At 60.5% G+C, this 13,698-nt stretch carries 9 protein-coding genes; 4 read left to right on the top strand and 5 right to left on the bottom strand.

The features are described from left to right. Positions 1 to 1,041 (top strand): FAD-dependent oxidoreductase (locus AAC126_RS04700; RefSeq protein WP_339850556.1); only part of this gene is annotated, 1,041 nt, incomplete at its 5' end. On the opposite strand, the gene otsA is transcribed toward AAC126_RS04700, so the two are convergent. The 4 genes from otsA to AAC126_RS04680 all read right to left on the bottom strand — a co-directional run bounded on the left by otsA (position 1,038) and on the right by AAC126_RS04680 (position 5,764). After that, the gene (gene otsA, locus AAC126_RS04695) at positions 1,038 to 2,435 is read right to left on the bottom strand and encodes an alpha,alpha-trehalose-phosphate synthase (UDP-forming) (protein WP_339850555.1); all 1,398 of its coding nucleotides are present in this window, start codon (positions 2,433 to 2,435) and stop codon (positions 1,038 to 1,040) included. The genes AAC126_RS04700 and otsA overlap by 4 nt on opposite strands. Continuing rightward, positions 2,432 to 4,219 (bottom strand): glycoside hydrolase family 15 protein, encoded by a 1,788-nt coding sequence (locus AAC126_RS04690; protein WP_339850554.1) that lies wholly within the window; start codon positions 4,217 to 4,219, stop codon positions 2,432 to 2,434. Before AAC126_RS04690 ends, otsA begins: the two co-directional genes overlap by 4 nt. Then, positions 4,216 to 4,986 (bottom strand): trehalose-phosphatase, encoded by a 771-nt coding sequence (gene otsB / locus AAC126_RS04685; protein ID WP_339850553.1) that lies wholly within the window; start codon positions 4,984 to 4,986, stop codon positions 4,216 to 4,218. The genes AAC126_RS04690 and otsB overlap by 4 nt, the downstream gene beginning before the upstream one ends. Before the next feature lie 127 nt (positions 4,987 to 5,113). Continuing rightward, complete coding sequence (locus tag AAC126_RS04680) at positions 5,114 to 5,764, bottom strand: PAS domain-containing protein (protein WP_339850551.1); 651 nt, start codon at positions 5,762 to 5,764, stop codon at positions 5,114 to 5,116. A gap of 216 nt (positions 5,765 to 5,980) precedes the next feature. Here AAC126_RS04680 and AAC126_RS04675 point away from each other — a divergent pair, with 216 nt between their 5' ends. The 3 genes from AAC126_RS04675 (at position 5,981) to AAC126_RS04665 (ending at position 10,974) form a co-directional block, all read left to right on the top strand. Next, positions 5,981 to 6,571 (top strand): TetR/AcrR family transcriptional regulator, encoded by a 591-nt coding sequence (locus tag AAC126_RS04675; protein ID WP_339850549.1) that lies wholly within the window; start codon positions 5,981 to 5,983, stop codon positions 6,569 to 6,571. Positions 6,572 to 6,663: 92 nt separating this feature from the next. After that, on the top strand, positions 6,664 to 7,839 hold the full coding sequence (locus tag AAC126_RS04670; RefSeq protein ID WP_339850547.1) for an efflux RND transporter periplasmic adaptor subunit: 1,176 nt from the start codon (positions 6,664 to 6,666) through the stop codon (positions 7,837 to 7,839). A 12-nt stretch (positions 7,840 to 7,851) separates the two neighbouring features. Continuing rightward, positions 7,852 to 10,974: an efflux RND transporter permease subunit gene (locus AAC126_RS04665; RefSeq protein ID WP_339850546.1), complete on the top strand. Its 3,123-nt coding sequence runs from the start codon at positions 7,852 to 7,854 to the stop codon at positions 10,972 to 10,974. A 46-nt stretch (positions 10,975 to 11,020) separates the two neighbouring features. Here the strand turns inward: AAC126_RS04665 and AAC126_RS04660 are convergent, their stop codons facing one another. Beyond that, the gene (locus tag AAC126_RS04660) at positions 11,021 to 13,021 is read right to left on the bottom strand and encodes an SBBP repeat-containing protein (RefSeq protein ID WP_339850545.1); all 2,001 of its coding nucleotides are present in this window, start codon (positions 13,019 to 13,021) and stop codon (positions 11,021 to 11,023) included. Positions 13,022 to 13,698: the final 677 nt, after the last annotated feature.

Genomic DNA, 13,698 nt, shown 5'->3' with positions numbered 1-13,698 from the left:
CCCAGCCACTATGACGAAGGCCGCATGACACGGATCTCCGATCCGGACCCGGACTGGGCCGTCACCGCCAAACGGTCAATCGAGCGCTATGACGAAATCGAGGCGGAGAGCGGTGTCTCCTTCTTCACAAACTCCCGCTATCTCGGCATTGGCGGCACGGACACAAGCTTCCTGGATCGCGCGGAAACGGCCGGCCGTGCTCTTGGCGGGGATCTCCATCGGCTGACGGCTGACGGTATCCGGGAGCGTTTTCCGTATCTCTCCGTTTCCGACGATGCCGACGGGCTGTTCGAGAACCGGAATGCCGGGCACCTCAATCCCCGGGCCATGGTCCGGGCGCAAAGCGAGGCGGCCCGGAAACGCGGCGCCGAAATCGTCAATGACAGAGTCACGGCGATCCGCCCCGTCCCCGGCGGCGTGGAAGTCGAGTTGGCGGACGGTTCTGTCCGGCGCGCCGGGAAAATCCTGATCGCGACCGGAGGATTTACCGACGCCTGCGGCTTGCCGCCTCTGGATCTGAAGTTACGGGTATTCGGCCGCACCGTTCTGCTGGCCCGGATGGAAGGCGCCGTAGCGGAGCTGCTTTCGGATATGCCGACCATGGGCCATGCGGAAACCGGCGCCTATATCCTGCCGCCAATCCGCTATCCGGATGGACACGACTATCTGAAGATCGGTATCGGCTCCACCGACGATCCGGAATTCCGCTCTCTGCGGGCGCTGAAAGACTGGTTCAAAAGTCCAGGCTCCGAGGAAAACAGGGACTGGTTCCGCCCGTTCCTGGAAGGCCTGATCCCCGCCCTGTCAGAGGTCTCGCACTGGCATACGGCAAGCTGTGTCGTGACCTGGACCACAACCGGCCTGCCCTATATCGACCACGTGCTGGATGACCGGATCGCCATCGCCGTCGGCGGTAACGGCAAGGGCGCCAAATCCTCCGACGACTGGGGCTGGGTTGCGGCGCATCTGGTTGCCGGTCTCGACTGGGAGCATCCTGTCGACCGCGCAAAGCTACGGGTGCCCGGAAATATTAGTGTCTAGTCCGCCCCGGCCCGATCCGAAGTTGCGCGCGGCGTTCTCAGGGCGTCGAGGAAGCGCCGCCGCCAGCGTTGCAAATCGTTCCGCTTGAGGATCTCCATCATGGATTGGTGGCGCTCGACCCGGTCTTCACGGGACATACGCAACGCCGATTGCATTCCATCCATCATGCCTTCCTCGTCAAACGGATTGACGATTATGGCCCCATCCATTTCGGCAGCGGCGCCAGCGAACTGCGACAGCACCAGAACTCCCGGATCATCCGGGTTCTGGGAAGCAACATATTCCTTCGCCACCAGGTTCATGCCGTCTCGCAACGGCGTGACCAGACCGACCCGGGCGATCCGGAAGAACCCGGCCAGCACGTCCCGCCGGTAGCTCTTGTTCAGGTAACGGATAGGCACCCAGTCAAATTCCGCGAACCGGCCATTGATGTGCCCCGCCATGCCTTCGAGTTTTTCCCGGATTTCCTTATAGCTCTGCACATCCCCGCGGGACGGCGGCGCGATCTGCATCAGGGTGACGCTGCCCCGGTTCTCCGGGTAGTTTTCCATCAGGCGTTCGTAACTGGAAAAACGATTATCCAGCCCCTTGGAATAATCCAGCCGGTCGACCCCGATAATGAGCTGTTTTTCGCCGAGCGACCGGCGCAATTGCCGGGCCCGGTTGGAATTGACCGTGCGCGCAGCGGTCCGGGCCATTTCTTCGGGGTGAATGGAGATCGGGAAAGCCTGCACCCGTGAGGACTTTCCGAACGCGGTCGCCCGGTTACCCCGCACCGTTCCACCCGGCATGCGGCGGACATATTCCAGCAGGTTCCGGGCGTCGTTCTCCGTCTGAAAGCCAATCACATCATAATCAAGCAGTGCCCGGACGATTTCCTCATGCTCGGTACAGGCCTTCAGCATGTCCGGCGGCGGGAATGGCGTGTGCAGGAAGAACCCCATCCGGTTGTTCAATCCCCGGCGCTTCAGCTCACGGCCCAGAATGAAAAGATGATAATCGTGCACCCAGATCAGATCATCCGGCTCGAGCAACGGCGTCAGGTTGTTCGCGAACAGCTCGTTCACCCGGCGGTAGCCTTCGGCATGCGCCCGGGAGTAGCTCATCACATTCAGGCGGTAATGCAGCAACGGCCAGAGCGTCGAATTACTGTAACCGGCATAGAAATCGTTATAGTCCTTTCGGCTGAGCGGCATCGTCGCCCGTGCGAACCGCTTGCCTTCATGCATCGTCACCTGGGCTGGCGTGCTGTTGTCGATCTTGCCGTTCCAGCCGAACCAGAGACCGCCAATCCCGGTAAAAGCCTCCTCGACCGCGACGGACAGGCCGCCAGCAGACGCCTTCCCCTCCTCGACCGGGGCAACCCTGTTCGAAATAACGACCAGACGGCTCAAAACGCATCCTCCCATTTTCGGCTCAGGCGCATGGCGCACTTGATCAGGCCGACCATCGAATATGTCTGGGGGAAATTCCCCCAGAGCTCACCGGTCTTCGGATCGGTATCCTCCGACAGCAGGCCGAGCTTGTTGCGGCAGGCGAGCATGCCCTCGAACATTTCCCGCGCCTCTTCCTCCCGGCCGGTCACCGCGAGTGCCTCGATGAACCAGAAGGTGCAGACATTGAAAGCGGTCTCGGGCACGCCGAAATCGTCCGCCGCGATGTAGCGGAAAAGATGGCCACCCTTGCGCAGATGCTTCTCGATCATCGCCACCGTGCCAACATAGCGTTCGTCGGTCCCGGCGTGAAATCCGAGCTCATGCATCAACAGCAGGCTGGCATCCATCTGATCCCCGCCGAAGGTTGAAACGTAACTGCCCAGCTCATCGTTCCATGCCTCGTCCATAATTCTGGCACGCATGGTTGCGGCATGCCCTCGCCAGACAGACGCGTCTTCGTTGTGGCCGAGATGATCCGCGATCCGGGCCAGGCGATCCGCCGCGGCCCAGCACATCAGGGCCGAGAAGGTGTGAACCGATGCAATGGTCCGCAGCTCCCACGGGCCGGCATCCGGCTTGTCGAACTTCTCCACCGCGTGCCGGCCGAAAGCCGAGAGCTTGCGATACAGCTCCTCGTTCCCCTGACGCACGATCCGGCTGTCGAAAAAGGTCTGCGCGGCGGCCAGGATAACGGCGCCGTAAACGTCGTTCTGAATCTGGGTATAGGCCGCATTGCCAACCCGCACCGGCCCGTTGCCGCGATACCCGGCAAGCCCGTCCACCGTGAATTCGTCCAGCTTGTGGGCGAAGGAGAGCCCGTAAAGCGGCTGCAAGTCGTCATGTCCGGCATTGACGGCGACGTTGCTGATATAGCCGAGATAGCGCTCCAGCGTTTTGGTGGCGGAGAGACGGTTCAGCGCATGCACGACGAAATAGGCATCCCGCAGCCAGCACAGCCGGTAATCCCAGTTCCGCTCCGTCCCCGCCGCTTCCGGCACTGAGGTCGTCATCGCGGCGACAATCGCGCCGGTTTCCTCATAGGTGCTGAGTTTCAGGGTGATGGCTGCACGGATCACCGCATCCTGCCACTCGAACGGGATGGAGAGTGCCCGGCTCCAGTCCTGCCAGTACCGTGCGGTCCGTTCCTCGAAATTGCGCGCCGTCTCGGACAGGGAAGCTGTCAGACTCTCGTCCGGCCCCAGAAGCATGGTCACCGGCTGGTCGAGCAGGAACCAGGTCTCGTCCAGAAGATAGGACACGGCGGCATCCGTCGTCAGCCGCATGGTCAGGTCCGGGCAGACGTAGCGGATATGGTTGGAGCCGCGCGTGACCGCCGGCCGGCCCGATCCGTAATCGTTCGTCGGCCGGATACGAACCCGCACCTTCGGGCTGCCGGTTACGGCCCTGATCTGCCTGACGATCATGGTGGGATGAAACATCCGGTCGTGGTTCCGGAAACGGGGGCAGTAATCCCGGATTTCCAGAGATGCCCCGTCGGCATCCGTCAGTCTGGTAACCAGAATGGCCGTGTTGTGCTCGTAATGCTGCTCCGCCGAGGCAAACCTGTCGATTTCGACAGACCAGTACCCCCGGGCGGCGGCCTGCTCTTCATTCGCAAGCAGGGACGAGAAAAAGGGATCGCCATCGAACCGCGGCAGACAGCACCAGGCAATGCGCCCCATGCCATCGATCAGTGCACTGATCGCGCAATTACCGATCAGCCCGAGTTCGAGTGTGCTCATTCAACCGCTCCCAAATCTGTAGAAACAAGCTGCTCCAACCAGCGATGAACCGCCTCTGGCGACGAGAGCCGGTAATCGGCCAAGGTTTTCGCCGTGTCCGGTCCGACATGAATGGTGATACCGCCCCGCGCCTTGCAGACCCTGAAACCATCCTCATCGGTGACATCGTCGCCGATGAAACACGGTCGTCGCCCGGCAAACACCGGTTGTGCAAGAAAAGCCTCGACGGCAGCACCCTTGGTTGCCGCCGATGGCTTCACTTCCACCACCATTTTCCCGTTCAGAACGGAAAGCGCCCCGTTTCCCCCTTCGGCCGCCCGCGCCAGTGCCTGTTGAACTTCTCCTCCCCGCTCAGGATCCGACCGGAAATGAACGGCGATTGCCTCCCCCTTGTCCTCCACCTGAAGGGACGGGTAGCGCGCCAGCAAGCCGGACGCGCATTCACGGACGGCTGCCATCGCACCACGCGCCTTCTCCCGTTCCCGAGGATCAACACCGGTGCTGCCCCGGCGTTCCAGGCCATGCACACCGGACGCGGCAAGATCAGGCAGATGAAGATAGGTATCGAGATCAGCGAGAGTCCTGCCGGTGACGACAGCGACGGCACCGCCGGCAATGCGCCTGATATTCTCGAGCAACCCGGTCAGACCGTCGGCCACCTGGATCGCTTCCGGGCGCGGCGCAATGTCTACAAGCGTGCCGTCGAAATCGAGGAAAAAGGCCCAGTCCGCGACTGGGAAAGGTGGCGGCTGCAAAATGTCGACCATAACCTCGCAGGATGACGATTGGCGGCGGCGAAGAAGCTCTGGATAGTAACAGGGAGGTCAGCGCTGACAACCGCCACACTGTGACGCCCAACAGATGATACGCCTTTTCCGGCGGATCGCGGGCCGGTCAGCGCGTCTTGTAAATCAGGGTGTTGGTGGCGGTGACACCGGATGCGCGCGGCTCGACCGGAATGTTCCCGACCATGAAACCGGCACAGACACCGTCATCGTCCGTATATGGCAAAATCATGCGGCGCCAGACCCTCGGCGCAAGCCAGCTCGGCGATATATTCTCGGTGTAAACAGGCCGTAACGTCCGGTAAACCGCGAGGTAGCAGGCACGATACAAAAGAGCGATGGGCGTCGATGTTTTCCGGCACATTTCCGATACCGTTGCCCCGGTCCAGTCCTTCCCGGCATATTCCGCGATCCCCGTCCCGTAGACGCGGTAGCGCGCATCGAAGCCATCGTCGAGAGCGTCGAGCATCATGATGCTGCCAATGGCCTCACGAAGCTCGAGAACATCAATATCCTTCCGCATCGGAAGACGTCCCCTAGTCTCCCGAATATTGTTCCAGTAGCCATAAAGGAAGGCAAGCTTATGCTCCGGAATCTCCAGATTCGGCGACACGAAGGCGATGAGGCCAAGAAGGTGGTCAAATTCCGGAGTTAGTCCGCCATCGATTATACGGCAGGCCGAGGCCTCGACCTCTTCCAGGGTCGGCTCCGACCATTCCGCACCGGCATCAGGATCACTATCGCCCGTGATCGAACTCACTATCAAAGCTCCTACTGTTTCATAAGACACTACTCCCAATCGGCCGGTTGCCCTACCCCGGAGAAAACAACCGGGTTGAAGCCGATTTCAGAGTTGTTCGCTTGCGCACCAAAAACTTATTTCGCACCGCAGCATTTTTATTGCTCCGATATCTTGACATCGATCAAACCATGATTACTTTCCGACCAACTGGTAATAAATAGAATAGCGCTGAACATGGTTGGACGCCCAAGATCGATAGACCGCGAAGCCGTGCTGGATGCAGCCCAGGCTGTTGCAGCCCGCGATGGCGCCGGCCACCTGACTCTCGAGTCCGTCGCGGTCGAGGCCGGGATCAGTAAAGCCAGCGTACTCTACGACTACAAGACGAAACAGGCCCTGATGAAAGCCGTGATCGAACGGCGCATCGCCACAGAAAATAACCGGATTGAAGAAATCGAACAGCATTTGGGACCGGTGCCTAATGTCGCGATCCGGGCCAGGTTGAGTTCGGAATTGCAGGAACTTTCGGACGAGGATCGTAAAGTTGCGCTGAGCCTCTGTGCCGTCGTCTCCCAGGATGCCGACTTGCGCCGGCCGGTTCAGGATATGTTTGCCCGGCGCATCGCCCATGTCATGGAAACATCAGATAAACCGCGCGGGTCAATCCTCGCGTTTCTCGCCGTGGAAGGCCTGAAATCGCTGGAATGGCTGGGGCTCCATCAATGGCCAAGCGAGGAACGGAAGCGGCTGCTTTCCGAAATTCGCTGGCTTGTTGATCAGGAACCAGAAGAACGCGCATGCGACAAAGTAACGGATTGTTATTGACCCACCGTTATATCTCTCATCACCCCTTTGCCCATACAGATCCGCAGCACATCCCTATTGGTAGAAGCCGGGTCAATCCACAGGAGTTCGTAATGCCCCTTTCCAAGACTTTCCGGGCCCTGGCTTTGACTATTGCAGTCCTGCCGGCCCTGGCCGCCTGCGATGGCCTGACAGAAGACAAAGCAGCGGCAGCAGCTCCGGCGCGACCGCCTGTCGCTGTCAGCATCATCACCACCGTCGCCGAGGACATCCCGGTTGTGAACGAACTTCCCGGGCGGATCGCACCGACGAATATCGCCGAAGTTCGGCCACGGGTTTCGGGGCTGGTTGTTGAACGGGTCTTCGAGCAAGGCGCCGTCGTTCAGCAGGGGGATGTTCTCTACAAGATCGACCCCGCTCCGTTTCAGGTCCAGGTCAACAGCGCGCGCGCGACCCTGACGCGTGCCCTGGCAACACAGGAGCAAGCCAAGCGAACCGCTGACCGGCAGCAGGAACTGCAAACCCGCAAAGTCGCCAGCGCCCAGACCCGCGACGATGCCGTCGCCGCCCTCGCGCAGGCCGATGCCGACGTCGCCCTCGCCCGGGCCGGGCTCGCCGCGGCGGAGCTCGATCTTCACTATACGGACGTCAAGGCACCGATCACGGGCCGGATCGGCCGCGCCCTGATCACCGAAGGGGCTCTTGTCGCAAGCACCAGCACCGAAAATCTCGCCGTGATCCGGCAACTCGATCCGGTTTATGCCGACTTCACCCAGTCGGCCAAGGAACTGCGGGAACTCCGCAAGGCCATGAACAGTGGCGAAATGTCGGTTTCGTCTGACGGCGCCGCAACAGTGCATCTGCTGTATGACGACGGCGTTCCCTACCCGGAGACGGGACGGTTGCTGCTCCAGGAAAGCACTGTCGACTCGAACACCGGTCAGATCACCCTTCGTGGTGAATTCCCGAACCCGGATTCCGCCCTCCTGCCCGGCATGTATGTCCGGGTTCGCATCGAACAGGGTATCCGGCACAATGCCGTGGCCGTCCCTCAGCAGGCCATTCAGCGCGGCACAGCCGGCAAGGCCCGGCTCTATGTCGTCAAGCAGGACGGGACGCTGGAACTCCGCCAGGTCGAACTTGGCGAAGCCACAGGCAATCGCTGGGTCGTCGAAAGCGGTCTCGCCGTTGGCGAACAGGTTGTCGTCGAAGGTTTCCAGAAAATCCGCCCTGGCGCGAAAGTCACGCCGCAACCGTGGCAACAAGCCGCTAATTCAAGCGCCCAGTAAGGCAGAGCAGATATGGCAAGTTTCTTTATTGACCGACCCATCTTCGCCTGGGTCGTCGCCATCTTCATCATGCTGGCCGGCGCCCTCGCGATTCCGTTCCTGCCGGTTGCGCAATATCCGAACGTGGCACCGCCACAGATCACGGTCAGCACCAGCTATCCCGGCGCCACACCGGAAGACATGTATGAAAGTGTCACCCGGCCGATAGAGAATGAGCTGAACGGCATTCCCGGGCTGCTCTATTTCGAATCAACGTCGGACTCGTCCGGACAGATCAGCATCACGGTCACGTTCGAGCCCGGCACCGATGTCGCCAATGCCCAGGTTGAAGTGCAAAACCGGATCAGCCGGGTCGAATCAAGCCTGCCGGAAAGCGTCTCGCGGCAAGGCATGCGGATCGAGCGGGCCGGCACGGGCTTCCTGCTTGTCGTCACGCTCACATCAACAGATGGCTCACTCGATGCCATCGGACTCGGCGACTATCTCAGCCGGAATGTGGATGGTGAGATCCGGCGCATCGGCGGTGTCGGCAACACGCGGCTGTTCTCCACCGAACAATCCATGCGCGTCTGGCTCGACCCGGACAAGATGCTTGGCCTGAACCTCACCTCTGAGGATGTTGTCAACGCCATCCAGGCCCAGAACGCCCAGGTTGCCGCCGGCCGTATCGGCGCGAAACCGGTCGCGAAAGACCAGCAGATTGCCGCCAGTGTTCTGGTGAAAGGCCAACTCAAGACCCCCGAGGAGTTCGGCGCCATCGTGCTCCGGGCCCAGCTCGACGGATCAACCGTCCGGTTGCGCGACGTTGCCCGCATCGAGGTCGGTGGCGAAGCCTATACCTCCGCGGCCCGGTTGAACGGGCACCCGACAGCCGCGCTCGGCGTCCAGCTTTCGCCAAGTGGCAACGCCCTTGAAACCGCCAACGCCATCGAAGCCAAGATGGAGGAGCTTGCCCGCTACTTCCCGGACGGCGTGGAATACAAGATCCCCTACAACACGGCGCCTTTTGTCGAGGTTTCCATCGAGAAGGTTCTGCATACCCTGATCGAGGCCGTCGGGCTGGTCTTCATCGTGATGCTCATCTTCCTCCAGAGCTTCCGCTACACCATCATTCCGACGCTGGTTGTTCCGGTCGCCCTGCTCGGCACCTGCGCCGTCATGATGGCCTCCGGATTCTCGATCAACGTGCTGACCATGTTCGCCATGGTGCTGGCCATCGGCATCCTGGTCGACGACGCCATCGTCGTGGTCGAGAATGTCGAACGCATCATGAGCGAGGAAGGTCTCTCCCCGCGCGAAGCAACCCGCAAGGCCATGAAACAGATCACCGGGGCCATCGTCGGTATCACACTGGTGCTGATGGCCGTGTTCGTGCCGATGGCCTTTTTCCCCGGCGCGGTCGGCGTCATCTACCAGCAGTTCAGCCTGACCATGGTGGTGTCGATCCTGTTCTCCGGCTTCCTCGCGCTGTCCCTGACACCGGCACTTTGCGCCAGCTTCCTGAAGCCGGTCGAGGCCGGTCACTCGATGGAGAAGCGCGGCGTTCTGGGCTGGTTCAACCGCGGTTTCGACAAGACCGCACGCAATTACAGCAGCTTTGTCGGCCGCATGACACACCGTGCCGGTCGTTACATGATCATCTATCTGGCTCTGCTTGCCGGGCTTGGATATCTCTGGATGCAGCTCCCGACCGCATTCATCCCGAATGAGGATCAGGGCTATCTTCTGGTCGACATGCAGGCGCCCGCCGAAGCCAGCGCCAACCGTACGATGGAGGTGATCAAGCAGGTCGAAGACGCTTTCATCGGCAAGGAAGGCGTTGCCCAGATCGTGACTGTGGCAGGCTTCAGCTTCTCCGGTACCGGTGACAATGCGGGTATCGCCTTCGTGCCGCTCAAGGACTGGAGCGAACGCGGGCCGGAGAATTCGGCCACGGCAATCGCCGGCAGGGCGAACGGTCAGCTGTTCCAGATCAAGGACGGTCAGACCTTTGCCTTGTCCCCACCCCCAATTCGCGGGCTCGGTAATTCGAGCGGGTTCGATTTCCGCCTGCAGGACCGCGGCGGTTTGGGGCACGAGGCTCTGGTTGAAGGCACCAACCGGTTACTGTCCGAAGGCCGCCAGAGTCCGATATTGCAGGGCTTGCGCATTTCGGGCCTGCCCGACGCCGTGCAGGTCAATCTGAATGTCGACCGGGAGAAAGCCAACACCTTCGGCGTTACCTTTGCCGACATTAACGCGACGATCTCGACCCAGCTCGGCTCAACCTATGTCAACGACTTCCCGAACGTCGGACGCATGCAACGAGTGACCGTGCAGGCCGATCAGGATCAGCGGATGTCGACCGACGATATTCTCAAGATGACCGTCCGCAACACCCATGGCGGAATGGTCCCACTGTCCAACTTCGTGACCGTTGAATGGGTCACCGGGGCCGCTCAGGTTGTCGGCTATAACGGTTATCCGACGATCCGTATCAGCGGTCAGGCCGCTCCCGGTTATTCGTCGGGTGACGCCATCGCGGAAATGGAGCGGATCGCCAACGGTCTCGGCCAGGGCTTCGGCTATGAATGGACCGGCCAGTCGCTGCAGGAAATCCAGTCCGGCGCCCAGGCACCGCTGCTGATCGCCCTCAGCATCATCTTCGTGTTCCTGCTCCTGGCAGCGCTTTACGAGAGCTGGTCGATCCCGATCTCGGTCATGCTGGTGGTGCCTCTGGGCGCCATCGGCTCCGTCCTCGCCGTCATGTCCCGGGACATGCCGAACGACGTGTACTTCCTGGTCGGGCTGATCGCGATCATCGGTCTGTCGGCAAAGAACGCGATCCTGATCGTGGAATTCGCGAAAGACCTGAGGGCCGAGGGACAGTCCCTGTTCGACGCCACGGTCGAGGCCGCCCGCCTGCGATTCCGGCCGATCCTGATGACCTCGTTCGCCTTCTCCTTCGGCGTGCTCCCGCTCGCCATCGCGACGGGCGCAAGCGCGGCCAGCCAGAATGCCATCGGCACAGGCGTGCTCGGCGGCATGATCTCGGCAACCGTTCTCGCGGTCTTCTTCGTCCCGGTCTTCTTCGTCTTCGTGATGACGTTGTTCGGACGGAAGAAGACAGAGGCCGCAAGTGAGGCTGCCGACTAAGCCTGACTGATCAGGCGTTCCCGCAGTGGCGGGAACGCCTGGCCACCTATTCCGGAACACATATTTCCGGGCCGTAAAGGTAGTAGATGATTCGGCCACGACGATAGAACGGGACCTTCTCACCCTTGCAGACCCGCCCTTCGTCGCAATCCTCGTCACTTGAGCAGTAGCATCGCTCCACACCGGCACAAATCGGAGGGGGCGGTGTGGAGCAAGCTCGGTAGGGCATGTCGAACGTCGCTGTTTTTTCATATCCGCCAGGACCGGTGAGTCTCGCCGTATTGGTCCGGAACATTTGCTCCCCTGCTGTCTCGCAAAACAGCAGGTTATCGATATGTACGACGATCACTTCGCCGCCACTCTGAATCCCCTGAAAATCGCAAATCACCTTCTGCCCGGCAGTGTGACATGCCGAATTGCTGACGCCCGTCAGATCGAATGGAAACGGTATCGTGTCCTCAACCCGGAATGGCCCCGATTTGTATGAGGACGCATTTTTAACAGTCAGCTGCAGAATTCCACTTCCCCCAGGCGCAATCAATCCCGGCATATCTTTGAGCAAAGCCACCCCCTCAAAGGGGACACTTTCACAATGCCGGAGCAGAAGAACATCAGAGGCTCCAGCACGGGCATTTTGCGGCGCACCTGGCAATGGCAGATCCAGAATGTCCGACCATGTCTCGAGCCCGATTACCGTGCAATTGTCATTATCCCGGACCACGGCATAGGCTTTGTCATCCGCCTCGCCGCCGAGATAGGTCCGATAATCGAGATTACCGGCCGGATCAAACGTCGCGTAATACCCGTCCGCTTCACCATTGTGATCTGGGTCGAGAGCCGGTCCAACAGCTATGCCCCATTCTTCCGTTGCACCGACAACATGGGCTACGCCAGAGCTATCCAGAGCAATGCCGTATCCCCAAGAGGCAAGGCCAGAAAACCGGTTGTTGTAAGCAAGAGCACTTCCATCCGGCATAAGCCGCGCCAAAAAGGCTTGACGAGCCGAACCACCAATCCATCTCGTCCCCGTTACAAAGGCGAAACCGTCTGCATCGACAGCAATGCCCTTTCCGTAGTCTCCCTCCGCATCGCCAAGATAGGTGATGTAGTCGAAATCCGTTCCATCGGTGTTGAGACGCGCGACAAAGGTCTCCAGACAGTTCGCCGGATGGGTCGGGGCCGCACAGATTTTAGCGTCAGCCAGTGACAATGTCGGACCGGCATAAGCACCGGGAGTCACGGGAAGATCCGGTGATTCCGTCATCCCCGTGATGATCATGGCCCCGTCAATCACCCCCAGACCGAAGGCCTTGTCCGAATGACGGCCACCAAGCAGAGTGAAATATTCCAGATCTCCCAGATCCTCCGTGAATTTCGCGAGAACCGCGTCTGTGTGGCCCCGGTAGCGGGTTTGAAAGGCATCGGAGAAAACCAGACGGGCATCCAGGTCACTATCCGTTTCCGGCAGCGTATGACCGGTCAGGTAGAGCCCCGAGGAAGGACCTTCCGGCTGAGCTCCACCAGCACTCGCACTATCGGAATAAAGACAATCTGTAATTTCCGTCAGCTTGCCTGCTTCCAGAAAGGTTGTCCGCGCGAGATTGCCATTAGCCTCTAGCTGCGCAACGAAACCGGCAGCGAGCGTCGAGTACGTCTGGTCGAACGCCTTTCCTGCCTGCGGAAACCCCGTACTTGTCGTCCTGCCACAGATATAGACCGAATCACGCGGTCCCTTGGTGATTCCAAATGCCCGGTCATCCTGCGTATCACCCAGATATGTCAGGTAATCGAATACGGGGCCGCCAGGCGCGTCGAGATCTGCGCGCAATACGAAAGCCATGGAGGAGGATGCAACGGAATATGTGGAGCCAGTGACAAGAATATCACCATCATCCGCTACGGCCAGGTCCAGGGCAGGGATCGGCAAATTTACGCTGCCGAGACCAGCAGTTTCAGAGTCAATACCGCCAAAGTAACTGCCGAAATTGATCACCGGATCGATCGTCACCCGCCGTCCCTTGCGCCGTCCGTCCACCTGGAAAGCCACGGTCTCCTGTCCGACCAACCGGAAGGCCGCAGCAAGCATACGCTCCCCCTTAGCTGAATGCTCGACCGCCAGTGGCGCTCTGTGCCGGATTACCCGCCCGTTCGACACCTCAACCAGTAAAGCTCCGTCCTCGGCGAGCGAAAGCCGTTTCGCCCCCGCGATCCGAAAGCGGATATTGTCGACCGATCCGGTGGGGCCGAGATCAAATACATACTCGATCTGCCCCGTAACCGTGCGCAGCGTAAGATCGATATCAGGATAGAGACCCTGATATCGAACGGCTTCATAGGCGGGTACATCCCGCTCCCAATTCGCAGGGGAACGACCGAGGAAACGGTTCACGAACAACCGTGGCTCCCCCACCGCGACAAGTCGAGCAGCCTTGCGTGCGCCCACGAAGCGGACGGCCAGACGGCCCGGCCCGGAGCCGGGCACACGCTCTCCCGCCTTCGTTGCCGCCGGGGCGAGGAAAGCCTCAAAACCGGTCCGGTTGACAGACAATGCATGCCCCGGGCGCTGGAGAACAAAGTCCGCGCCGCGCCCAGCATCCTTTGGTGCCCGCTCGAACAGGAAGGGCAACGCGAACCTTTCAGTGCCTGTCCCAGGCTCACCAACTTCTATCTTCCGGCCCGCAACATGCGGTGAGCTTATCGGAACCTCCCCGGAGATAACCCCGG

The organism is uncultured Nisaea sp. (assembly GCF_963974195.1).
Lineage (GTDB): Bacteria > Pseudomonadota > Alphaproteobacteria > Thalassobaculales > Thalassobaculaceae > Nisaea.
Note: the sequence above shows the minus strand (reverse complement) of the source record. Positions and strands in the feature narration are given on the sequence as shown.